At 39.2% G+C, this 24099-nt stretch carries 19 protein-coding genes and 1 tRNA gene; 4 read left to right on the top strand and 16 right to left on the bottom strand.

Annotation, left to right across the window (positions count from 1 at the left end; translation table 11 throughout):
• Positions 1-126 precede the first annotated feature (126 nt).
• Positions 127-876, bottom strand: a complete 750-nt coding sequence (locus FW754_RS15985; protein ID WP_446325200.1) for a hypothetical protein — start codon at positions 874-876, stop codon at positions 127-129.
• A 168-nt stretch (positions 877-1044) separates the two neighbouring features.
• Between FW754_RS15985 and FW754_RS15980 the strand changes: the two genes are divergently transcribed.
• From FW754_RS15980 to FW754_RS15965, 4 genes are all read left to right on the top strand, one after another.
• The gene (locus FW754_RS15980; protein ID WP_446325199.1) at positions 1045-1458 is read left to right on the top strand and encodes a hypothetical protein; all 414 of its coding nucleotides are present in this window, start codon (positions 1045-1047) and stop codon (positions 1456-1458) included.
• A 65-nt stretch (positions 1459-1523) separates the two neighbouring features.
• Positions 1524-2183, top strand: a complete 660-nt coding sequence (locus FW754_RS15975; RefSeq protein WP_409512833.1) for a CDP-alcohol phosphatidyltransferase family protein — start codon at positions 1524-1526, stop codon at positions 2181-2183.
• A 74-nt stretch (positions 2184-2257) separates the two neighbouring features.
• Positions 2258-2962, top strand: a complete 705-nt coding sequence (locus tag FW754_RS15970) for a DsbA family oxidoreductase (protein WP_409512832.1) — start codon at positions 2258-2260, stop codon at positions 2960-2962.
• Between the two features lie 778 nt (positions 2963-3740).
• The gene (locus FW754_RS15965) at positions 3741-4820 is read left to right on the top strand and encodes a hypothetical protein (RefSeq protein WP_409512836.1); all 1080 of its coding nucleotides are present in this window, start codon (positions 3741-3743) and stop codon (positions 4818-4820) included.
• 173 nt (positions 4821-4993) lie between these two features.
• Here FW754_RS15965 and htpG read toward each other — a convergent pair whose 3' ends face one another.
• From htpG to FW754_RS15890, 15 genes are all read right to left on the bottom strand, one after another.
• Positions 4994-6913, bottom strand: a complete 1920-nt coding sequence (htpG, locus tag FW754_RS15960) for a molecular chaperone HtpG (protein WP_446325198.1) — start codon at positions 6911-6913, stop codon at positions 4994-4996.
• A gap of 89 nt (positions 6914-7002) precedes the next feature.
• Positions 7003-7344 carry a lysozyme inhibitor LprI family protein gene (locus FW754_RS15955; protein ID WP_409512830.1) on the bottom strand — a complete coding sequence of 114 codons (342 nt, stop codon included), beginning with the start codon at positions 7342-7344 and terminating at the stop codon, positions 7003-7005.
• A 158-nt stretch (positions 7345-7502) separates the two neighbouring features.
• On the bottom strand, positions 7503-8114 hold the full coding sequence (locus FW754_RS15950; protein ID WP_446325197.1) for an OmpW/AlkL family protein: 612 nt from the start codon (positions 8112-8114) through the stop codon (positions 7503-7505).
• A 239-nt stretch (positions 8115-8353) separates the two neighbouring features.
• Entirely contained in the window at positions 8354-9769 is a 1416-nt protein-coding gene (locus tag FW754_RS15945) for a Na+/H+ antiporter family protein (protein WP_409512828.1), read from the bottom strand.
• 142 nt (positions 9770-9911) lie between these two features.
• A complete protein-coding gene (locus FW754_RS15940) occupies positions 9912-10787 on the bottom strand; it encodes an alpha/beta fold hydrolase (RefSeq protein WP_419349666.1) in 876 nt (291 codons plus the stop codon).
• Between the two features lie 223 nt (positions 10788-11010).
• A complete protein-coding gene (locus FW754_RS15935; protein ID WP_409512826.1) occupies positions 11011-11367 on the bottom strand; it encodes a DNA transfer protein p32 in 357 nt (118 codons plus the stop codon).
• Positions 11368-11648: 281 nt separating this feature from the next.
• Positions 11649-15842, bottom strand: coding sequence for a DNA-directed RNA polymerase subunit beta' (gene rpoC, locus FW754_RS15930; RefSeq protein ID WP_409512825.1), 4194 nt, complete (start codon positions 15840-15842; stop codon positions 11649-11651).
• A 154-nt stretch (positions 15843-15996) separates the two neighbouring features.
• Positions 15997-20085, bottom strand: a complete 4089-nt coding sequence (gene rpoB, locus FW754_RS15925; RefSeq protein ID WP_409512824.1) for a DNA-directed RNA polymerase subunit beta — start codon at positions 20083-20085, stop codon at positions 15997-15999.
• A 309-nt stretch (positions 20086-20394) separates the two neighbouring features.
• On the bottom strand, positions 20395-20760 hold the full coding sequence (rplL, locus tag FW754_RS15920) for a 50S ribosomal protein L7/L12 (RefSeq protein WP_409512823.1): 366 nt from the start codon (positions 20758-20760) through the stop codon (positions 20395-20397).
• 42 nt (positions 20761-20802) lie between these two features.
• Entirely contained in the window at positions 20803-21336 is a 534-nt protein-coding gene (gene rplJ, locus FW754_RS15915; protein ID WP_409512822.1) for a 50S ribosomal protein L10, read from the bottom strand.
• A 303-nt stretch (positions 21337-21639) separates the two neighbouring features.
• Positions 21640-22335 carry a 50S ribosomal protein L1 gene (gene rplA / locus FW754_RS15910; protein ID WP_409512821.1) on the bottom strand — a complete coding sequence of 232 codons (696 nt, stop codon included), beginning with the start codon at positions 22333-22335 and terminating at the stop codon, positions 21640-21642.
• 3 nt (positions 22336-22338) lie between these two features.
• Complete coding sequence (gene rplK / locus FW754_RS15905; protein ID WP_004868049.1) at positions 22339-22767, bottom strand: 50S ribosomal protein L11; 429 nt, start codon at positions 22765-22767, stop codon at positions 22339-22341.
• A gap of 130 nt (positions 22768-22897) precedes the next feature.
• On the bottom strand, positions 22898-23431 hold the full coding sequence (gene nusG / locus FW754_RS15900) for a transcription termination/antitermination protein NusG (RefSeq protein WP_409512820.1): 534 nt from the start codon (positions 23429-23431) through the stop codon (positions 22898-22900).
• Positions 23432-23438: 7 nt separating this feature from the next.
• Complete coding sequence (secE, locus tag FW754_RS15895; protein ID WP_409512819.1) at positions 23439-23879, bottom strand: preprotein translocase subunit SecE; 441 nt, start codon at positions 23877-23879, stop codon at positions 23439-23441.
• Between the two features lie 75 nt (positions 23880-23954).
• A tRNA-Trp gene (locus FW754_RS15890) sits at positions 23955-24030 on the bottom strand.
• Positions 24031-24099 lie beyond the last annotated feature (69 nt).

Raw genomic sequence — 24099 nt, 5'->3', positions numbered from 1 at the left:
CCCCAAATTCAACTAATCTTTCAACATCAAGCTCTTTTTCTCTATCTGACTTAAATGGATTTCACCTTATTTGTGAATTACATATTCAATAAAATGGTTTTTTATTTTATTTATTGTTGTAAATTGCTATATCGCTTCTTCTAAAGCATCAGCATTACCTTCTTTACGTTGTTCAATTTGAGCTGATAATTTTAAAATATCCTGATACAGCACATTAAACTGTTTAACTTGAGCATCATTCTTAAATAAAATTTGATCTCCTTTTCGCTCCCATTCATACTTCTTTAGCATTGCTAACATTTCATCTGCTTTATTAAAAACTTGTATTTCAAGCATAATCAAAGAACTTTCTTGATCATGTTTCAAATTTTTTTCTAATTTTTCTTCTAGTGGTTTACGTAACTCACGATCAATATCGAGCTTTTTAACTTGAGCAAGCGCCTCATTTTTATTAAGTTCATTTTGTTTTAAATACTTCTCTGAAGCTTGATGTGCTGTTTGTAGCATTAATTCTGTTTCTATATAGGCTTGCTTACTGTCCTTGTCTAAACGGTTAACATTTAAAAATTGATCCCACTTCACTGTTTTTAATTCACGTAAGTATTGATTCCTTGTTTCAGCATTCTTTACCCAATAATTCAATACAAACTCTGACAATACCTTATAGTCACCGTGTAAACGTTCATCATGTACATTCAGCTGAATGGGTTTCGACCAATCCTGTGCCTGTTCATACAATTGTTCCATTTTTTCAGACATCACCAAATCGAAAGTTTGACGTTCAGCTTCATTTTTTTTCAATGAATAATGTTGATAGCCCATAATAGATGCCACTATGGCAATCAAAACAATGAGGAAAATAACAAAACGGCGCATATCGACCTCTATATTGATGCTCTTTTTTATATAAGGAAGCATAACTTTAAACGTTAAATTTGTGTATTTTTTTTGATCAAAATAATGAGTTACATTATTTTACGGTGTAATAATCTAATGAAATATAAGGTATATATTTATAAAGTTTGCCGTGAATAATAGATAAAAATGACGAAAACCATAAAAACCACCCGTAGTTATAATGTGATTTCAGCCATTCTTGCTTTCGTGCTTTGGGGTGGATGGACATTTTATATCAATACAAAAATGGATAGCCTACAACACGGAATCATTTCAGGCTTAACTCAAGGGATCTGTAGCTTCGTTATCACACTATTTATGACTTTTTTAATTGATAAACAATTCAATTATTTTACAAATGATCTTGCTAAACTTTGTCTTCCACCTGTTTGTACAGTTTTACTAACTGGGAGCTTTTTAATACTTGTGCATCATTTGATTGGTACACCTTCTATAGTGTATACCCTAGCGCCGGTACTCACCGTGGCATTTTTATTTGCCATCTTTACCAATTTAAAACTCTACCGTACTTATAAAAATCAGCCTCATCTTCAAACGTAGATAATTTTCAATATCAGTTTGTTTACTTACACCTCTAAAAGACCTAAGAATCAGAGTAATCACCTATGCAACAACATGATCCAAGTGAAGCAAGACGACCACTCAAAGTCCGAGGGAATCAACTGAGTAAAAACGTTGCACGTTGGCTTAGTCAAAAGTCAATTACACCCAATCAAATTTCAATTTTGAGTATTGTCTTTGCCTTGTTATCCGCAATGTGTTTTCTGCTTTCAACACAAAATTTAAGTATGCGTCCATTTTGGCTAATCGCTGCTGCACTTCTAATTCAAGGCAGGTTATTGTGTAATTTATTTGATGGTATGGTCGCCATTGAAGGTGGGAAATCAACGGCTTCAGGTGAATTATTTAATGACATTCCTGATCGTATTTCTGATCCACTCATTATTATAGCTGCAGGATATTCCGTTCTAAGCTCAGTTTGGGGAGCAGAACTTGGATGGTTAGCCGCTTTACTTGCTGTACTCACAGCGTATGTCCGAACATTAGCAGTTTCTATGGGCGCACCATCAAATTTTGCAGGACCGATGGCGAAACAACATCGTATGGCATTACTCACTGTCGCCTGTTTTGCGACAGCAATCGAATATTATGTGTGGCAACATGATTTTGTCATGTTCGGCGCTTTAATCATTATGAACATTGGTTGTGTTTTCACACTTATCAAACGAACAACCGCAGCTTATTATTTCTTAGAAAATAAGTAATCGATTTACAAAACTTTAAATCTGACCGAAACGCCCTCATAATTACAATCTGTTTATAAAATTTTGAGAAAGCTATGCGTGTAGATATTTGGTCAGACATCGTTTGTCCGTTTTGTTATATCGGAAAAAAACGTTTAGAAGCTGCTGCTGAACAAGCGGGTGTTGAGCTCGAAATTCATTGGCATAGCTTTGAACTTGATCCTGAAGCACCACCTCGCCAAGAAATTTCTAACTCTGAACGCTTGGCTCAAAAATATAACCGTACTATTGCTGAAGTAGAAGATATGCAACGCAATATTGCGGAAATGGCAAAAGCTGAAGGCATTGAATTTAACTGGGAAAATGCTAACTCAGGCAATACCTTTAATGCACACCGTATTGTGCATTTGGCACAAAGCAAAGGCTTAGGCTCAGAAGCCAAAGAAGCTTTATTTTATAGTTATATGACGCAAGGCTTACCTATTGGCGAACGTGAAACACTTGAAGATGTTGCTTCACGTATTGGTTTAAATCCTGTAGAAGTGGATGATGTCCTCGATTCAGACGAATTTGCTGACTTTGTTAAATTTGATGAGCAAGTTGCACATGAACAGCTAAAAGTAACAGGCGTACCTTTCTTTGTTTTTGATCAACGTGTGGCTTTAGCAGGTGCTCAACCTCGTGAAGTTTTTTTACAAGTATTTGAACAAACACTGAATACCGCCGATCAAGCTACTATAGAACAATCAACTGATGCACCTGTCTGCAATGATGATCAATGCGACGTTCCTGAAAAATAAGTCTTAATCATTGCACTTAAATCCACAATATTATGGGTTTAAGTGCATTACAGTATGCTAATAATTTACTAAAACATGAATAAAGATACAAAAGATAGATATAATTCTTCAATATTTGACTATATTTTAATCAAATTATCACTTATTCTTTAACTGTAGATTCTTCTTAAACATGCGCTGTAAGTTTCTATTTTTTTTGATGAACTTAATTTAAGTCATCTTTTTACTAAATCCTCTTCCGTAGAGGATTTTTAGTTTTCTAATTTGGCTTAAAGTCACATAAACTACAAATGCATGAAAGTAAGCTGATATTTGTTCATATACCGCTATTCAAAACGATTTAGCTCATTTTATTGTATCGTATTTAAACAAATGTCCCATTATGACTACCTTATAAACAGTTTTTCTGTCATATTCAGATTAGAATATGACATCTTAAAATTGTCCTACAATTTTTAACGCTGATGACATACATCTCAACAGAATTTTTGCTTTAGCGTAGGAAACTAGTCCGACTAGTTTCCTTTTTTTTATGTTTATATTTGAAATAAGTCACTCAATTACACAGATGATGTAATTGATTTAAAATAACAACTTTCAATTTATAAAGATCTTTGCTACAACTTAAATATTCCCTTTGATTTTGGCACTTTTTCAGCCAATTCAAACGTCATCTGCTGAATACTTTTACAATCTATCAATTCAATTGATTGAGTTATTGTTCTCAGCCCAAAAAAATGGGGTATTTATGAAGATAAAACAATACAATATCTATTTCATGTTTTTACCCTTGGTTTGCTCCTCCTTGTTGAGCATGACAGTGCATGCTCAAACAGAATCGGACTATAAAATTCCATCAATTAAAGATCAAAATTTAAAGTGGACAGATGCAATTCCTCGAATGGTTGATGCAACGCCAACACTCTTTCCTGAGGAATCTAATCAATCCATCGTATTGCCCACTCAAGACACAGAAGATATGACTTGGGCAGATCGTCAACAAAAATCGATACGAAATTGGGCTGACCGAACAGCACATAAAATGGATGATTGGTTCGGTGAAACCAACCCTGAGCAACCCGCAAGTGCAACGCTCAGAGTTATTGTTGATAATCGATGGAATAAACATGATGACTATGACATTAAACCAAGAATTAGAGGACGGATTAAATTACCCACACTCGAAAATAGATTAAGTGTCGTTTTTGGTGATGATTCTTTAGATAATGAAATTCAGAACAATATTGCGATTACCAATGAAAATCCAGGCAATAATCCCAATAAAACAATAGATAGCAAACGAATTAAAGATGACAACGCCTCTATTGCCCTACGTTGGTCACAAATTTCAAAAAGCTTGCCTTTTGAAACTGATGTAGATTTAGGTATTCGTTCTGGTGATGATATTTATGCCCGTTTAAAAGCCGAAAAAACATGGACATTAGAAAATGACTTTTATTTTCATGCAGAGCAAATTTATCGTTATGGTATCGACAGTGAAAACTATTTACGTACCAATTTAGAAATTAGCCATGCTCGTCCAAATCAGGCACTACTTTCGAATCAGTTTTATATCACCTATGCCGATGATCAAGATGATGATCTCACTTGGGATAACAGAACTTATCGACAGCATCAATTTTTTCAAGGCAACCGTTTTAACTATGGTATTTACACAGGCGGGTTTTATAATAATGATGATCTGCGTCTAAACAGTTGGGGACCCTTTATTTCGTGGCGTCAACCCGTTTTACGTGAATGGTTTTATGTGCAAGGTGATCTGAATTATTTTAATGATCATCGGGAAGATAAAAGCCACTATCCGAGTGCTTTGTTGCGTTTAGAAGCTTTATTTTAAGCTCACGTTGAATATCTAGATACTGATTACTCTACATATTGTGGATAAGTTCAGACTTATCCACTGACATCTGAAATAACTAGGCTATTATATTTTTTCTATTTTATATAATTCGAATATAAACTATAAAAAAGCCTATCATTACGATAGGCTCTCTCAACAAAAATTACTGCTTATTTGAGTAATAGGTTGTTAATACGTTTTACATATTCGGCAGGGTCAGCAGGTAAACCACCTTCTGCAATCACGGCTTGGTCGAAGATCACATTCGCAAGATCATCAAACTGCGCCGAACCCTCAAGTTTTTTTACCAAAGGATGTTCAGGGTTAATTTCCAAAATTGGTTTCGATTCCGGCACTTCTTGACCTGCTTGTTGTAGCATACGAATCAATTGTGGAGAAAGTTCACCTTCACTTGTTACAAGACACGCAGGAGAATCGACCAAACGTGTCGTTACACGAACTTCTTTAGTTTTAGCTTTCAATGCATTAGAAAGTTTATCGACTACAGGTTTAAATTGTTCTGCCGCCGCTTCAAGTGCTTTCTTCTCTTCTGCGTCTTGTAAATCACCAAGGTCTACTGCACCTTTTGATACATTTTGCATTGGCGTACCGTCAAACTCATGTACAAATTCCATTGCCCATTCATCAACACGATCAGCCATCAATAACACTTCAATGTCTTTTTTACGGAACAATTCAAGTTGTGGTGAGTTTTTAGCTGCAGCAAGACTATCCGCAGTAACAAAATAAATTGCTTTTTGACCTTCTTTCATACGTGCTTTATAGGCTTCAAGTGAGGTCGAAACATCATCATTTTGTGAAGTTGAGAAACGTAGAAGTTTTAGGATGCGTTCACGGTTACCCATGTCTTCACCTAAACCTTCTTTAATCACTGAACCAAATTCAGCATAGAATTTTTTGAATTTCTCTTGATCTGCTTCATCTTCCGATTTCGCTAAACCATCAAGCATGGTCAATACACGTCGTGCATTCCCTTCACGGATAGTTTTCACATCACGGCTTTCTTGTAAAATTTCACGGCTCACGTTCAATGGTAAATCGGCACTATCGACTACACCTTGTACGAAACGTAAATAGTTAGGAATCAGGTTATCTGCGTCATCCATAATAAACACACGTTTCACATACAGCTTAATACCTGCTTTCGCTTCACGTGTAAAAATATTCGCAGCTGCTTTAGATGGTACATAAAGCAATTGGGTATATTCGGTGCTTCCCTCAACACGGTTATGTGCCCAAGCCAATGGTGCATCAAAATCATGGCTTAAATTTTTATAGAACTCAACATACTGTTCTTCAGTAATTTCATTTTTGCTACGTGTCCAAAGTGCACTAGCGGAGTTAATTACTTCCCATTCATCTGTTTTCACATACTGACCTGGCTTCGCTTCTTCGCCTTCAGCAACTTCTTCTTGCTGCCAAACTTCTTTTTGCATTTCGATTGGTAAGCTGATGTGATCAGAATATTTATTGATGATTTGTTTAACTTTATAAGCATCTAAATAATCTAAAGCATCTTCACGTAAATGCAGAATAATATCTGTTCCACGTGAATCCTTTACGATTTGCTCAACTTCAAAATCACCTGTTCCACCACTAATCCAACGCACACCTTCCGAAGTATCTAAACCTGCACGACGAGATTCCACAGTAATTTTATCTGCAACAATAAAGCCTGAATAGAAACCAACACCAAACTGACCAATCAATTGTGCATCAGATTTTTGATCACCTGAGAGCTTAGACATAAAGTCTTTAGTGCCCGACTTAGCAATCGTACCTAAATTATCAATTGCTTCTTGCTCGCTTAAACCAATCCCGTTGTCGGAAATGGTCATCGTTTTGGCTTCTTTATCTAAACTCACACGGACATGTAAAGTCGGATCATTTTCATAATACTCAGGATGATTAATACCTTCAAAACGCAATTTGTCACATGCGTCAGAAGCATTTGAAATCAATTCTCGTAGGAAAATATCAGGGTTAGAATAAAGAGAATGCGTGACCAAATGTAAAAGTTGGGCTACTTCTGCCTGAAAACTATGTTTTTTTGTACTTTGCTCGCTCATCGATCGTTCCTTAAAATTAAAACACTTTTTATTGAATGCTTTAGAGATGGAGGAACATCAGGTGATTTCAAGGTATTGCGTAAAAAAATTTAAAAAGGACCCTGTTTATAAATTCGATTCATTTCCAAATCGAGTTTCTGTTGACGCATTTTATACACTTCAGCCAAGCACTGAACATTACTCTGACATTGATCTCGTAAAACGAGCCATTTCACTTGCTGATCTCGAATCACCCCACGATTACCCATCGGAACCAATTTACGCACAATATTATAAGTGGTTGCCATTTTCACATCGGCATCATTAATTTCACGTTGCGCACAAATGGTACGTTCCGAAGCCATCGTCGCACGGTCACAATCAAAACTTGCTGCCTGAGCCATCTGAAATACGCCTAAACCTAACAATAATCCAATAATTCTAATCTTCATTTTTCATTCTTCTTTATGTTCAGCAAATGAGCTTAAAAAAATTTGCAATAAACTGATAGGACTTTTTATGCCTATTTTCTATTAATTGCTAAATGGTCAAAATATACAGATATAAAAAAACCTCAGTAGAACTGAGGTTTTTCACTACCAAGTCTAAATTAGAACTTGTAGCTATAACCAATTGTATAAACAATAGGATCAATATCTAAATCAAATTTTGCAGCCGTTACATCACCAGCTTTTACTGTGACTTCAGGGCTTAACTGTGCATAACGCGCATCAAAATAAACACCCCAGTTTTTCGCATCAGCAGGTTGGAAATTTACACCAATCTGACCTGCAACACCATAATCCTCTTTTACTTTGATATCTGTACCTGCTAAAGCACCAGATGATTGTTCATCAAATGCAATAAAAGCAGCAGCACCTACACCAATATAAGGTGTTAAACGAGTTGAGTTTTTAAAATGATATTTGGCAGTAATTACAGGTGGCAAATGTTTCACTTTTGCTGCTTTTTCACCGTCTAGTAAAATATCATGACCAATTGGTGTAGCCAATAACAATTCTGCTGAGAAGTTATCATTGAAAAAATATTCAACTGATGGCGTAAATGCAAGCTCATCATCACCTTTAACAACACCAACACCAGCAACAGCTGTATCTTGAGTTGGTGAAATTACAGAACCACCAACTTTAACTTGAAACTGACCAGCCATTGCTGAAGCAGACATCCCCATTAATGCAATAAGAGCAACTAGTTTTAACATTTTTAATACCCTAGTGTTGTTTTCGGACATATTACACACAACATTAAACGTGATGCAATACGCATTAATTAATATTTTGAAATGTTATTTTCAAGCCATTGATATTTAATAGATTTTATTTAATCTTATTAATTAGTTTGGTTTTTAAATCCAACCTAATTAATAAACTTTATTTTTCAACTATTCAATAATACTTATTATTCAATATAGAATACGAATCATTTAAGATTATAAAGATTTTATAAAACCATTGCCGCAATCCAACCAAAAATAAGCAACGGAATATTAAAGTGAATGAAGGTCGGAACTACCGTATCCCAGATATGATCATGCTGACCATCGACACCCAAACCTGCTGTAGGACCCAATGTTGAATCTGAAGCAGGTGAGCCTGCATCGCCAAGTGCTGCTGCCGTACCAATCAATGCGATAGTTGCAAGCGGTGAGAAACCAAATTGAACGCACAAAGGTACATAAATAACAGCAAGTACAGGAACACTAGAAAAAGATGAGCCTATACCTATAGTCACAAATAAACCAATAAATAACATGAGGAATGCTGCAAGGGCTTTATTGTCACCAATCGTGTGAACGACACCATTTACTAACTGATTAATATCACCTGTATGGGTCATTACGGAAGCAAAACCTGCAGCAGAAATCATAATGAAACCTACCAATGCCATCATACGCATACCTTGTACAAAGACATCATCGGCTTCTTGCCATTTGAAAATACCTGCAGCAGATAACACCGCAAAACCAACCAAACCGCCTAGAATCATCGAGTCAGAATACAACTGTGCAACAAGTGTCAAAACAATCGCAAGCAATGCCATCAAGATGGTTTTTCTCGCAATCACAGGTGCTTTTTGTGCTTCTTCAATCAGCTCTTCGCCATCAGCTTTAAGCTGATCAGAACTCACTGCGCGAAGGGGTTTATCAAGATCAATTGTAGCTACAGGCGATACATTACGATCGACATAAATACGGGGTTTACGATAGCTTATGAATACAGCAACAAGCGTACCAATTACCATACCAAGAACAGGAATCGCCATACCCATTGGCAACATATAACTTTCTACATGCAAGTTATAAGCTGCACCAATTTTGTTGATATTTCCCATTAAAATCTGTTCAAGGAAAATTTTACCAAAGCCGACTGGTAAGAAAATATACGTTGCCACTAAACCAAGTGTGAGCACACATGCTGCCGCACGACGGTCGAGTTTTAAATGGTTCATAACCTTTAGTAATGGCGGAACAAGCACCGGAATAAAGGCAATATGCACAGGAATTAAATTTTGAGAAAAAATTGCAGAAATGAGTAAAATAACGAGCAGTAAGTATTTAACTTTTTTTGCCTGCTTTTGGGTTGTTTCCATTCCCAATAAGCCAATTAATTTATGTGCAAGTAAATCTGGTAACCCTGATTTTGCCAAAGCCAATGCAAATGCACCCAATACTGCATATGCTAATGCAACCTCAGCACCATCGCCAAGACCATCATTAAAAGCAGCGACTGTATCAGACAGACTTAAACCAGCAACTAAACCACCTATAATTGCTGAAATGACCAAAGTTAAAACAACAGAAACGCGTAACAGTGAGAGAATGAACATCACTGCAATCGCTATAACGACAGCATTCATAGCGTAAATTACAAAAATTTGAAAGTCGAGATTTTAACAGATTCAATACAAGTAAGCTGTAATTTAGTCAAGTTGTACATTCAATGATCGAGTGATTTTCATTAACACATCACCCAATCACTGAAAAATTTAATTATTTTGCTTAAAAATTATTATTTTGCGATGCGAAAGATTTGATATAACCAGCAATTTCTTCTGGTCGACTCAGTACCGCCCAGTGGTTTGCATCCACTTCAACTTTACTAAAATCAGTCGCCCATTTTGGAATTTCATCAATCAATTCTGGACTAACAAAATTATCACGTTTCAATACTACCGCTTGTACAGGGCAAATCGCATAACGCTGACGAGGCATCGTTAATCTTGGAATAAAATTGGCACGATATAATGAAATCCCCTGCTTACCATCTTGGGTAATCTTTTCATTCTTCGGTAAACCTTTTTGATGCTCTAAACGCTCGACAATTTTCCCCCAACGCTCGGCATTAAGGAAAGTCCACACACTTGGTGCAAGTACAGGCAATTGAAATGCCACGATATACCATGATTTAAAGAGCTGTTTAAAAAATTTATTTTTTTCATGTGTAAATTGATTACGCATCCAAAAAGCTGCATGGTCTAAACACGGGCCTGAAATAGTGGTATACGATAAAATCTTATCTTTAAATTTCGGTTCAGTCACCGATTCCCACGACTGAATTGAGCCCCAATCATGTGCTGCCAAGTGAAATGCACGATTAGGTAACAACTGATTCACCACGCATTCCAAATCAAGTGATAAACGCGGCAAAGCATAATCACGTATACGCTTTGGTACAGATGACTCACCTGCCCCTCGAACATCGTAAGTAATGACATAGTAATCATTTAATAGATGCTGAATCATCGGCTCCCACACTTCCTGATTATCAGGATAGCCATGAACTAAAACCATTGCAGCTTTGTCTTTATTCCCCCATGTTTTCGCACATAGTTTTTGATTATCTTGTGTTACCACCCAATGTAATTCTGCTTGCATACTGTACCCTATTCTTTTTTATCTACTTATGTGATCAATAACACCTCTATCCATCACATTCATCATTTTATGTATTCAGTTCAGTATGTATTAAATTTTATCGATGCGTATTGACCTGATCTACAATTAAAATTTAATGATCGACAATATCGTTTTTTATCTTTTATAAGAATGAATTCAATACGAAAAAAAAGCGCTTTAAGCGCTTTTAATAAAAAATAATTTATTTCTTCTGTTCAATAGCCGCACCAGCACCACCACCAAGAGCACCACCAATAGCTGCACCCGCATTACCACCAAAGATTCCTTTACCAATTGCGGCACCTACACCTGCACCAATACCACTGTATGTTGCATTGCGGTTAGAACCATTTTCAACTTTACTACCTACAGCAGCACCACCACCTGCACCAAGCGCACCGCCAACGCCACCACCAACGTGATTACCTACACCACCACCCACAGCACCACCTAATGCTGCGGCACCAATACGCTTATCATTGGCAGACATGTTTTCACAACCCGCGAGTAGTACTACTGGAAGCATTGCTGAACATAAAACTAATACTGATTTTTTCATGACTAAATTCCCTTAAATATAGCTCTATTCAGGATACTCTTTTTCACATTATCAATTGATTACATTGTGTTATTTTTCATACCCTTTTGTAGTTTTATCGCCACTTTTTCTTCATTTCTGAGCATCACTAAACACCCAAGTAAAAGCATGATTTAAAAAATAAAATCATAATAAAATAGAAAAAATTTATGTTGTTATAACATTTACCATTTTTATTTTATTTAATATAAAAAAAGACGCCCTTAGGCGTCTTTTTTCATTTCAAACTTTAAAAAATATTCTTAGAAAGAATCTTCGTTTAATGCTTGAGAGAATGCTTGATCTACTTCAGAAAAGTCATTTACAAGCTCATGTTCAGCAGCTTCTGCTTCCTGACGACGACGCTCTAAATGATAAGCCAAACCTGTACCCGCTGGGATCAGACGACCTACAACTACGTTCTCTTTCAAGCCACGTAATTCATCTTCTTTACCTGTTACAGCAGCTTCAGTTAACACACGTGTTGTTTCCTGGAACGATGCAGCAGAAATGAACGAGTCAGTAGAAAGCGATGCTTTGGTAATACCCATCAATAAACGTTCAAATTTCGCAGGGAACTTGTTCTGCGCAAGAACAGCTTGGTTCTCTTGCATTACACGGATGTACTCAACTTGTTCGCCTTTGATGAAGCTTGTATCGCCACCATCAGTGATGTCAACTTTACGTAACATCTGACGAACGATAACTTCGATGTGTTTATCGTTGATTTTTACACCTTGTAGACGGTAAACGTCCTGAACTTCGTTCACGATGTAGTTAGTCAACGCCACTTCACCTTTCAGACGTAAAATGTCATGCGGGTTTTGTGGGCCATCAGAAATCGTTTCACCACGGTTAACATGTTCGCCTTCAAACACGTTAATGGTACGCCATTTAGGAATCAGTTCTTCATAAATTTCAGAACCATCATCTGGTGTAATCACTAAACGGTTTTTGCCTTTAGTTTCTTTACCAAAAGTCACGACACCCGAAATTTCTGCAAGAATTGCATGTTCTTTCGGTTTACGTGCTTCAAATAAATCCGCTACACGTGGCAAACCACCGGTAATGTCACGAGTACGTGAAGTTTCCTGTGGAACACGACCAATAACGTCACCTACACCAATCGTTTCGCCATCACGAACAGAAAGAATTGTGTTTTGTGGCAAGAAGTAGAACTGTTCACCACCGTCAACAGTATCCAATACAACTGCAGGACGTAAATCTTTACCTGACACAGGACGTGAAGTCACTGGTAAGATTTCGATTGTCGACATGCCTGTTGCATCATCAGTTTTGGTCGTAACAGTCACGCCATCAGCGATTTGGCTGAAACGCACTTTACCCGCAACTTCTGTTACAAGTGGATGTGTATGTGGATCCCAAGTTGCAACAATACCGCCTGCTTCTACAGCTTCGCCATCTTTAATGATAATCGATGCACCGTATGGCAATTTGTAACGTTCGCGCTCACGACCGATCTCATCTGCAATACCAATTTCACCTGAACGTGAAGTCGATACCAAGTGACCTTTCGCGTGTTGTACTGTTTTCACATTGTGGAAACGTACTGTACCTTTGTTACGAACTTGTACGCTGTTTGCAGCAGAAGTTCGGCTCGCAGCACCACCAACGTGGAACGTACGCATGGTTAACTGTGTACCAGGTTCACCAATTGATTGTGCAGCCATAACACCCACAGACTCACCAGGATTTACCTGATGACCACGAGCCAAGTCACGACCATAACATTTCGCACAAACACCGAAAGTCGATTCACAGTTTACAACTGAACGTACTTTGATTTCATCGATACCCGCATTTTCAATAAATGTTGCAAGTTTCTCATCAATCAATGTATTACGTTCAAGTAAAACTTCGTCTGTACCAACACGTTTCACATCTTCAGCAACAACACGACCCAATACGCGTGCACCCAAGTTTTCGATTACATCGCCACCTTGAATGAATGGAGTCATTACAAGACCGCCTAACGTACCGCAATCTGGCTCGTTAATTACCAAATCTTGTGCAACGTCTACAAGACGACGAGTCAAGTAACCTGAGTTCGCTGTTTTAAGTGCGGTATCGGCCAAACCTTTACGTGCACCATGTGTCGAGATGAAGTACTGAAGTACTGTCAAACCTTCACGGAAGTTTGCTTTAATTGGTGTTTCAATGATCGAACCATCTGGTTTCGCCATTAAACCACGCATACCTGCAAGCTGACGAATCTGAGCTGCCGAACCACGGGCACCAGAGTCAGACATCATATAAATTGAGTTGAATGATTTTTGTTTCTCATCTTCACCCTGTTTATTTTTAACAGTTGTGAAAGATAAGTTATCCATCATCGCTTTCGCTACTTGGTCATTTGTACGCGCCCAAATATCGACAACTTTGTTATAACGTTCACCAGCAGTTACGAAACCTTGTTCAAACTGTTGTTCAATTTCACGAACTTCAGTTTCTGCTTTTCCAATAATCGCTTCTTTTTGCGGTGGAATAAGCATGTCTTCCATACCAACTGACACACCTGAGCGAGTCGCTTGACGGAAACCAAGGTACATTAATTGGTCAGCGAAGATTACAGTATCTTTAAGACCTAATTTACGGTAACAAGAGTTAATCAATTTAGAGATGTTTTTCTTCGTCATCTCAACGTTGATTTGTTGGAAGTCCATCCCTTCAGGAACAACTTCCCAAAGTAGACAACGACCTGGTGTAGTATCTACAACAATCGTTTGATGCTCACGGTTACCGTTTTCATCAATAATCGTTTGATGCACACGTACTTTAACACGAGCATGTAAATTAACTTGATTTGTAGCAAGTGCACGGTTTACTTCGTGAGTATCCGCAAACACCATGCCTTCACCTTTGGCATTGATCGCATCACGAGTGATGTAATACAAGCCCAAGACAACGTCCTGAGAAGGAACGATGATTGGCTCACCATTTGCAGGTGACAAGATGTTGTTTGTAGACATCATCAACGCACGAGCTTCTAACTGAGCTTCAAGTGTTAATGGAACGTGTACCGCCATTTGGTCACCATCGAAGTCGGCGTTGAACGCAGCACATACGAGTGGGTGAAGACGGATCGCTTTACCTTCAATCAGAATAGGTTCAAATGCTTGAAGACCTAAACGGTGAAGTGTTGGCGCACGGTTCAACATGACTGGATGTTGACGAATTACAGATGCAAGAACGTCCCAAACTTCTGGTGTTTCACGCTCAACCATTTTCTTTGCAGCTTTAATGGTGGTTGCTTGACCTGAAGCTTGTAGTTTCGCAAAGATAAACGGCTTGAATAATTCAAGTGCCATTTTCTTCGGTAAACCACATTGGTGAAGACGTAAAGTAGGACCAACGGTAATTACCGAACGACCAGAATAATCGACACGCTTACCAAGTAAGTTTTGACGGAAACGACCTTGTTTACCTTTGATCATATCTGCCAAAGATTTAAGAGGGCGTTTGTTCGAACCTGTAATCGCACGACCACGACGACCGTTGTCTAACAACGCATCTACAGACTCTTGTAACATACGTTTTTCGTTACGTACGATAATGTCTGGTGCTGCAAGATCAAGAAGACGTTTTAAACGGTTGTTACGGTTAATCACACGACGGTAAAGATCGTTCAAGTCAGAAGTTGCAAAACGACCACCTTCAAGCGGTACCAACGGACGAAGATCAGGTGGAAGTACTGGAAGTACTGTTAACACCATCCATTCTGGTTTGTTATTCGACTCTTTGAACGCTTCCATAAGTTTTAAGCGTTTAGATGCTTTTTTCAACTTAGTTTCAGACGTCGTCGTTGGAATTTCTTCACGTAAACGAGAGATTTCAGCTTCAAGATCGATGTCTTTCAACAAATCTTGAACAGCTTCTGCACCCATTTTCGCGCTGAATTCATCACCGTGTTCTTCTAACGCTGTGAAGTATTCTTCATCGTTAAGCAGTTGGTATTTCTCCATTGGAGTCATACCAGGATCTGTTACAACGTATGATTCGAAATACAATACACGTTCGATATCACGAAGCGTCATATCTAATAATAGACCAATACGGCTTGGTAATGATTTTAAGAACCAAATATGAGCAACTGGCGAAGCCAATTCGATGTGACCCATACGTTCACGACGAACTTTCGCAGTTGTTACTTCAACGCCACATTTTTCACAGATGACGCCTTTGTATTTCATACGCTTGTACTTACCACACAAGCATTCGTAATCTTTTACTGGACCAAAAATTTTGGCACAGAACAAACCATCACGTTCAGGTTTGAACGTACGATAGTTAATAGTTTCAGGCTTTTTAACTTCACCATGAGACCATGACTTAATCATTTCTGGTGACGCAAGACCAATACGGATGCGATCAAACTCTACTGGAGCATGACCGTCTGAGTCCGTCTTTTTGCGCATGATATCGAGCAAGTCTTTCAATTTTTTTCTCCGTGTATCAGTGAGATTTTCACTCTCTGACGGGGTCACAAATATTGTTTTTACTGAAATTTGGGAATATCTAATCCCACTAAGTCCCCCTTTACAAAGAGGGACTTTCTCCCCTCTTTATTAAAGAGGGGTTGGGAAAGATTTCTTAGTCACCATTTTTCAGTTCAATGTTGATACCTAAAGAACGGATCTCTTTGGTCAATACGTTGAACGATTCAGGCATACCCGGATCCATATAATGGTTACCATCTACAATGTTCTTATAGATGCGAGTACGACCTTCAACGTCATCCGACTTAACAGTAAGCATTTCTTGTAACGTATATGCTGCACCGTAAGCCTCAAGTGCCCAGACCTCCATCTCACCGAAACGCTGACCACCGAATTGTGCTTTACCACCAAGCGGCTGTTGCGTAACAAGAGAGTAAGAACCTGTTGAACGTGCATGCATTTTATCATCAACCAAATGGTTAAGTTTAAGCATATACATATAACCAACCGTTACCGGGCGGTCGAAACGTTCACCAGTACGTCCATCATACAATACAGTTTGACCTGTACGTGAGATACCGCCTAGCTCAAGTAACTCTTTGATTTGACCTTCATCAGCACCATCAAATACAGGTGTTGCCAATGGCACACCGATACGTAAGTTACCAGAAAGTTTTAAGATCTCATCATCAGTTAAGCTATCAAGATCTTCTTGCTCGCCACCAACTTTGTTATAAATCTTGTCTAAGAATGCACGAAGCTCGAGTACAGTACGTTGCTCTTTTAACATCTTGTCAATTTTATCGCCAAGACCTTTTGCAGCCATACCTAAGTGAGTCTCGAGAATCTGCCCCACGTTCATACGTGACGGTACGCCTAGCGGGTTCAATACGATATCAACAGGTACACCGTTAGCATCGTGTGGCATGTCTTCTACAGGTAGGATGTTTGATACAACACCTTTGTTACCGTGACGACCCGCCATTTTATCACCCGGTTGGATGCGACGTTTTACAGCAAGATAAACTTTAACAACTTTCAATACGCCAGTGGTTAACTCATCACCAGTTGAAAGTTTACGTTTTTTCTCTGCAAATTTTTCGTCAATTTCAATGCTCTTCTCTTTCAAGAACACTTGAATTTGCGTTAAACGTTCAGCAATTGCTTCATCAACAGGTTGAATTTCAAGTAGATCAACAAGCTCTAAACCAGACAATTTTTCATCAGAAAGTTTGTCACCACGTTTAGTCGTGCCGCCACCATTTGATTCTTGACCTGTCAACAAGCGTACAACACGCTCACGAGCAGCTTCTTCAAAGATTTTGTATTCTTCTTTCAAATCTTTACGGTAAGCATCAAGTTGAGCTTTCTCAATTGCTTGAGCACGATCATCTTTTTCAATACCATCACGTGTGAAAACTTGAACGTCAATTACTGTACCTTTGGTACCCGAAGGAACACGTAATGATGAATCTTTTACGTCAGCCGCTTTTTCACCGAAGATTGCACGTAGCAATTTTTCTTCTGGTGTAAGCTGCGTTTCACCTTTCGGTGTCACTTTACCAACTAAAATATCACCTGCAGTTACTTCAGCACCAATATATACGATACCTGATTCATCAAGCTTAGACAGCGCAGCTTCTCCCACGTTCGGGATATCCGCTGTGATTTCTTCCGCACCCAATTTAGTATCACGTGCTACACATGACAATTCTTGAATGTGAATAGAAGTCAAACGATCTTCTTGAAGAACACGCTCAGATAACAAGATCGAGTCTTCGTAGTTGTAACCGTTCCAAGTCATGAATGCAACGCGCATGTTTTGACCGAGTGCAAGCTCACCGCCATCTGTTGATGGACCATCAGCCAATACATCACCACGACCTACTTTATCGCCCAAGTTCACAAGAACTTTTTGGTTGATACAAGTATTTTGGTTTGAACGTGTATATTTGATCAGGTTGTAAATATCTACACCTGCCTCGCCTGCAATCATTTCGTCTTCGTTTACACGAATAACTACACGAGATGCATCAACAAACTCGATACGACCACCACGGTTTGCAATCACACATACGCCAGAGTCATGTGCTACGTTTGCTTCCATACCTGTACCAACAAGTGGCTTGTCAGCAAGCAATGTCGGAACAGCCTGACGTTGCATGTTTGAACCCATCAATGCACGGTTGGCATCATCGTGTTCAAGGAATGGAATAAGTGATGCTGCTACAGATACAACCTGTTGTGCAGATACATCCATATGCGTCACTTTTTCAGGAGGCATACGAACAAAATCACCTTGGTGACGTACAGATACAAATTCTTCTGTTAAGTTACCGTCTTTATCAACACCAGAATCGGCCTGTGCAATCACAGTACCTACTTCTTCAATTGCAGATAGATACTCAATATCAAGTGTAACTTGACCATCGATAACTTTACGGTAAGGTGTTTCCAAGAAACCAAAGTTGTTTGCTTTTGCATAAACAGACAATGAGTTGATCAAACCAATGTTTGGACCTTCCGGTGTTTCAATTGGACATACACGACCGTAATGCGTTTGATGTACGTCACGTACTTCAAAGCCTGCACGCTCACGCGTCAAACCACCGGGACCAAGTGCTGATACACGACGTTTGTGTGTAATTTCAGACAATGGGTTGTTTTGATCCATAAACTGAGACAGCTGGCTTGAACCAAAGAATTCTTTGATTGCCGCTGCAACAGGTTTTGCATTGATCAAATCTTGCGGAGACAAGTTATCTGTTTCAGCTTGGTTTAAACGCTCTTTAACAGCGCGCTCAACACGTACAAGACCTACACGGAATTGGTTTTCTGTCATTTCACCAACAGAACGAACACGACGGTTACCCAAGTGATCGATATCGTCGACTTCACCTTTACCATTCCGAATTTCAACCAATGTTTTCAATACATCAGTAATATCGCCATTTGAAAGAATACCTTCAACTTCACGAGATTTCTGATCTGTACCCACTTCGTAAGGACGACCCAAACGACGGTTGAATTTCATACGACCTACTGGAGATAGATCATAGCGTTCAGTTGAGAAGAACAAGTTATTGAACAGGTTCTCAGCCGCTTCTTTCGTAGGTGGCTCGCCTGGACGCATTACTTTATAGATTTCTACAAGTGCTTGCTCACGACCTTCTGTCGTATCTGCACGTAATGTATCAGCAATAAACGGACCACGATCAATATCATTGGTATATAGAATATTGAACTGTTTAACACCACCTTCAGCAATTTTCACCATGATTTCATGACTAAGCACTGTATTGGCAGCAATGACATCACCATTATGTAATGGAATATCTTCAGCTGTAATACGCTCATACAAGTATTCATCTGGAACAGGCAGTTTGGTTAAACCAGATGCTTCCATTTGACGTACGTGACGTGCATTAATACGTTTACCTTGCTCAACAACAACTTTGCCCGATTCATCAGCAATGTCGAACTGTGCCATTTCGCCACGCAGGCGTTCTGGTACAAGGTCAATCTGATAGCTACCCATATCAAGATATACAGGTACTTTCTCATAGAACATGTTAAGAATTTGTTCATTGTTATAGTTCAATGCACGAAGAATCACAGTCGCAAGTAATTTACGGCGACGGTCAATACGAACAAAGACTAAATCTTTCGCATCAAATTCAAAATCCAACCATGAACCACGGTAAGGAATGATACGTGCTGAATAAAGCACTTTACCGCTTGAGTGCGTTTTACCTTTATCATGGTCAAAGAACACACCTGGAGAACGGTGTAACTGAGATACGATTACACGCTCAGTACCGTTGATCACAAATGTACCGTTCTCGGTCATGAGTGGCATTTCACCCATGTACACTTCTTGTTCACGAACGTCTTTGATTGATTTCGTTTCGCGATCTTTAATGATCAAACGAATTTTTACACGCATTGGTGCAGCATAAGTCGAACCACGTAAAATACATTCACGCACATCGAACTCAGGCTTACCAAGACTATACTCAACGAATTCTAAAGCGGCATTGCCAGAATAACTTTCAATTGGAAACACTGAACGAAATGCCGCTTGGAGACCGATATCTTCGCGATTTTTGGGTGTTTTACCGCCTTGTAAGAATGTTCTATACGAATCGACTTGAATCGACAATAAGTATGGAGCCTTCATCACTTGGGGCAATTTACCAAAATTCTTGCGGATCCGTTTCTTTTCGGTATATGAGTATGCCATCTGGAGTCCTCGGAAAGTAAACCAAACCCGCCTGCAGAACGGGCTCAGAAGGAATTACGCAGGTCGATATGACCACCACCTTTTACAAATGCTGCAATTTTTCAGTGGTATTAAAACGCTTAACAATATTTTCAAAACAGAAAAACATTGTTAAGCGTTTGAATTTAATAATTATTATCAATAATTGATGCATTTTATAGCAATACAATCAAAAATCGAGCCGATTATTGTAACGCAAAAAGGCTGATGACCCAAGAGCCATCAGCCAATTTGTGGAGCCAATTTTGAAAAAATTGACTCCGCTTAAGATTACTTAAGTGTAACTGTAGCACCAGCTGCTTCAAGTTTCTTCTTAAGTTCTTCGCCTTCTTCTTTAGTAGCGCCTTCTTTAATAACAGCAGGAGCACTTTCAACCATATCTTTAGCTTCTTTCAAGCCAAGACCAGTTGCTTCACGAACAGCTTTAATTACAGCAACTTTGTTCGCGCCGAAAGAAGTCAATTCAACATTGAATTCTGATTGTTCTTCAGCAGCAGCAACAGGACCTGCAGCAGCTACAGCTACAGCAGCAGCAGATACGTTGAATTTTTCTTCGAAAGCAGAAATAAGTTCAACAAGCTCAAGAACAGTTTTTTCAGCAACTGCGTTTAGGATTTCTTCGTTTGTTAAAGCCATGAGAGTAACTCCAAATGGGTATTGAATGATGTGAAAATTGATTTAAGCTTCTGAAGCTTCTGAAACTTCTGCCGCTTCTGGAGCTGTATTTTTCTCTTGAAGCGCTGTAAGTAAGCGACCCAATTTCGAAATAGGAGCTTGAAGAACATTTGCAAGCATAGTAAGCGCTTTTTCTTGGTTTGGAAGGTTTGCGATAACGCTAACTTCTTCACCTTGATAAAGCTTGCCATCGAATGCAGCAGCTTTAAGTTCAAATGCTTTGTTAGTTTTCGCAAATTCTTCAAACAAACGTGCAGCAGCACCCATGTCATCTTCAGAAGTTGAGAAAGCTAAGATTGTTGGGCCAACAAGGTTGTCGTTCAAGATGTTAAATTGAGTATCTTGAAGAGCACGCTTAGCCAAAGTATTACGTACAACACGTGTAGCAACACCTAACTTACGAGCTTCAACACGAAGAGCAGTTAATTGCTCAACAGTTAAACCTTGGTAGTCAGCAACAACAGCAGCAAACGCTGTAGAAGCAACTTCAGTTACTTCAGCAACGATCTGTTTTTTGCCTTCGATAAGAAGAGCCATTGTAAAACCTCCTAACGGTGATTTATGTACTTACGCGAAGTACACTCCCAATTCGTAAATTCATTACTGAACTTACACGCGGAGGATGAACAAATCACACCACCGCGTCTACTCAGACTGGATTTTTAAGAAGTAAGTCCGAGAACTCACCTCGCCTGAGGTCTTTGACGCTGATAAATAAATTTATCAATTCAAAGTTTGCCTAAGTATGCAAGACATCCAAAACTGGCTTTCTTGCGCAATATTGAAACAGTATTTCAAATATCACTCAGGGCTTCAAAATTCTGTTAAATAAGTCGAGACTTATTTAGAAACGTTTGCTACATCAACAACAAGACCTGGGCCCATAGTTGAGCTTAGAGTGATCTTTTGAACGTAAACACCTTTAGAAGTAGCAGGTTTTGCTTTCTTAAGATCAACGATAAGCGCTTCAACGTTTGAACGGATAGCTTCAGCAGTAAAACCTACCTGACCAATCGCAGCGTGAATGATACCCGCTTTGTCTACACGGTAACGTGCTTGACCAGCTTTTGCATTTTTAACTGCAGTCGCAACGTCAGGAGTTACAGTACCCACTTTAGGGTTAGGCATTAAGCCACGTGGACCAAGAATCGTACCTAATTTACCCACAACACGCATAGCGTCAGGTGCAGCAATTACTACATCAAAGTCAAGGTTACCAGCTTGGATGCTCTCAGCAAGATCATCAAAACCAACAACATCTGCGCCTTCAGCTTTAGCAGCTTCAGCAGCAGCACCTTGAGCAAATACAGCAACACGTACAGTTTTACCAGTACCTGCAGGAAGTGTAGTCGCGCCACGAACAACCTGATCAGATTTACGTGGGTCAACGCCTAGGTTTACAGCCACATCCAAAGATTCTTTGAATTTAGCAGCAGGTAGGGTATTAAGAACTTGTACAGCTTCTTCCAAAGTATAAACTTTGTTTGCTTCTATAGCAGCAGCAATGGCTTTTTGACGTTTAGTTAATTTAGCCATGTCTTATAGCTCCACTTCCAAGCCCATAGAACGCGCAGAACCAGCAATGGTACGTACACGTGCGTCTAAATCAGCACCAGTAAGATCTGGTTCTTTAGTAGTCGCAATTTCTTCCAATTGAGCGCGAGTCAACTTACCAACTTTAGTTTTATTTGGTACAGCCGAACCCTTTTGGATACCAGCAGCTTTCTTAAGAAGAATAGCAGCAGGAGGAGTTTTCATGATAAATGTGAACGACTTATCGTTGTACACAGTGATCACTACTGGAATTGGTAGACCAGCTTCAACTTTTTGTGTAGCAGCATTGAATTCTTTACAGAATGCCATGATGTTTACACCACGTTGACCTAGTGCAGGACCAATCGGTGGAGATGGATTTGCTTTACCAGCTGGAACTTGCAGCTTGATATAGCCGTCAATCTTCTTAGCCATTTCAATTACCTCTGGGTACAAACGCCGATGAAGGCTCCCCAAGTTTTCTATGCAACGAAAATCAGTACGATACCGTTACAACAACAATGCCCGATTCAAAGAAATCGGGCGCTTGATCAACCAAAGCGGATTAAATTGCTTTTTCGACTTGTCGAAATTCCAATTCAACCTGAGTTGGGCGATTAAATACATTGATCGTCAACGTTAAACGTGACTTATCATACAGAACTTCTTCCACCACACCTCTAAAGTCGGTGAATGGACCGTCCACAACAAGTAATTCTTCACCTGGCTCAAACATCGTCTTAGGACGAGGTGCTTCACCCGTATTATTTACACGTGCAAGAATTGCATCTGCTTCTTTTTGCGTAATTGGTGCAGGCTTTTCAGCAGTACCACCAATAAAACCGAGTACTTTCGGGCATTCTTTAACAATATGCCAAGTATCGTCATTCATTTCCATTTCGATCAATACATAACCTGGAAAGAATTTACGCTCAGACTTACGTTTCTTACCATCCTTCATTTCCACCACTTCTTCAGTAGGGACAAGGACATCACCAAAACTATCAGCAACAGCGCTACGCTGGATTCGATCATTAAGCGAACGCATCACTTGTTTTTCATAGCCTGAATAGGCATGAATAATGTACCAACGTTTCATAGCTCTCTTACCCGATAATAAACTTCATCAACCAACTGATTAAGCTGTCAAAACACCACATTGTAATTGCCGCAACAATCACCACAGCCAATACCTGCCATGAAGCAGTCACTGTTTCATTTTTAGTTGGCCATGTGACTCGACGCAACTCAATGCGTGAATCTTTCAGCAAACGGACAAAGCCTTTGCCTTGATGGGTGGCGTATAATAAACCTAAAGCCCCGATGATACAAGCCAAAATTACCCCAATACGCACCCAGATATTACTAGCAGGCTCCCAATAGGCTGGCAAAGACTGATTTACCATGAGTGAACCAACAAATAAAACTAGAGCAATGATCCATAACACCACATCAAGCGGAGAACCAGAACTTACTGTTTCAGCGGAAGTATTTCTTTGAGGGATTGGCGCGTCGCTTAATGCGTCACGCGATTTATCATTCGACATTCTTGTACTCGTCGTAGGATTCGCGACTTATTATATGACCTGTTTAGCCAGCATCAAGCTTTTATTTACAAAATCTGGCAGGTCAGGACGGGATCGAACCGCCAACATTCGGTTTTGGAGACCGACGCTCTACCAATTGAACTACTGACCTATAACTTTACAGACTTAATATAACAGATTGGGAATCGTAATTCCCAACCCATTAATCATTTCATTCGAT

Source organism: Acinetobacter sp. 1207_04, assembly GCF_052850415.1.
The sequence above is the reverse complement of the archived record's forward strand: the minus strand, read 5'-3'. Positions and strand labels throughout refer to the sequence as shown.

Coding starts and splice junctions, on each gene's coding strand:
- nusG (WP_409512820.1), bottom strand. CDS start 23,431: ATGAAACGTTGGTACATTATTCATGCCTATTCAGGCTATGAAAAACAA.
- FW754_RS15955 (WP_409512830.1), bottom strand. CDS start 7,344: ATGAAGATTAGAATTATTGGATTATTGTTAGGTTTAGGCGTATTTCAG.
- FW754_RS15965 (WP_409512836.1), top strand. CDS start 3,741: ATGTTTTTACCCTTGGTTTGCTCCTCCTTGTTGAGCATGACAGTGCAT.
- rplJ (WP_409512822.1), bottom strand. CDS start 21,336: ATGGCTCTTCTTATCGAAGGCAAAAAACAGATCGTTGCTGAAGTAACT.
- htpG (WP_446325198.1), bottom strand. CDS start 6,913: ATGAGCGAGCAAAGTACAAAAAAACATAGTTTTCAGGCAGAAGTAGCC.
- FW754_RS15945 (WP_409512828.1), bottom strand. CDS start 9,769: ATGAATGCTGTCGTTATAGCGATTGCAGTGATGTTCATTCTCTCACTG.
- FW754_RS15985 (WP_446325200.1), bottom strand. CDS start 876: ATGCGCCGTTTTGTTATTTTCCTCATTGTTTTGATTGCCATAGTGGCA.
- rpoB (WP_409512824.1), bottom strand. CDS start 20,085: ATGGCATACTCATATACCGAAAAGAAACGGATCCGCAAGAATTTTGGT.
- rplL (WP_409512823.1), bottom strand. CDS start 20,760: ATGGCTTTAACAAACGAAGAAATCCTAAACGCAGTTGCTGAAAAAACT.
- rplA (WP_409512821.1), bottom strand. CDS start 22,335: ATGGCTAAATTAACTAAACGTCAAAAAGCCATTGCTGCTGCTATAGAA.
- FW754_RS15980 (WP_446325199.1), top strand. CDS start 1,045: ATGACGAAAACCATAAAAACCACCCGTAGTTATAATGTGATTTCAGCC.
- FW754_RS15940 (WP_419349666.1), bottom strand. CDS start 10,787: ATGCAAGCAGAATTACATTGGGTGGTAACACAAGATAATCAAAAACTA.
- FW754_RS15970 (WP_409512832.1), top strand. CDS start 2,258: ATGCGTGTAGATATTTGGTCAGACATCGTTTGTCCGTTTTGTTATATC.
- secE (WP_409512819.1), bottom strand. CDS start 23,879: ATGTCGAATGATAAATCGCGTGACGCATTAAGCGACGCGCCAATCCCT.
- FW754_RS15935 (WP_409512826.1), bottom strand. CDS start 11,367: ATGAAAAAATCAGTATTAGTTTTATGTTCAGCAATGCTTCCAGTAGTA.
- rplK (WP_004868049.1), bottom strand. CDS start 22,767: ATGGCTAAGAAGATTGACGGCTATATCAAGCTGCAAGTTCCAGCTGGT.
- FW754_RS15975 (WP_409512833.1), top strand. CDS start 1,524: ATGCAACAACATGATCCAAGTGAAGCAAGACGACCACTCAAAGTCCGA.
- FW754_RS15950 (WP_446325197.1), bottom strand. CDS start 8,114: ATGTTAAAACTAGTTGCTCTTATTGCATTAATGGGGATGTCTGCTTCA.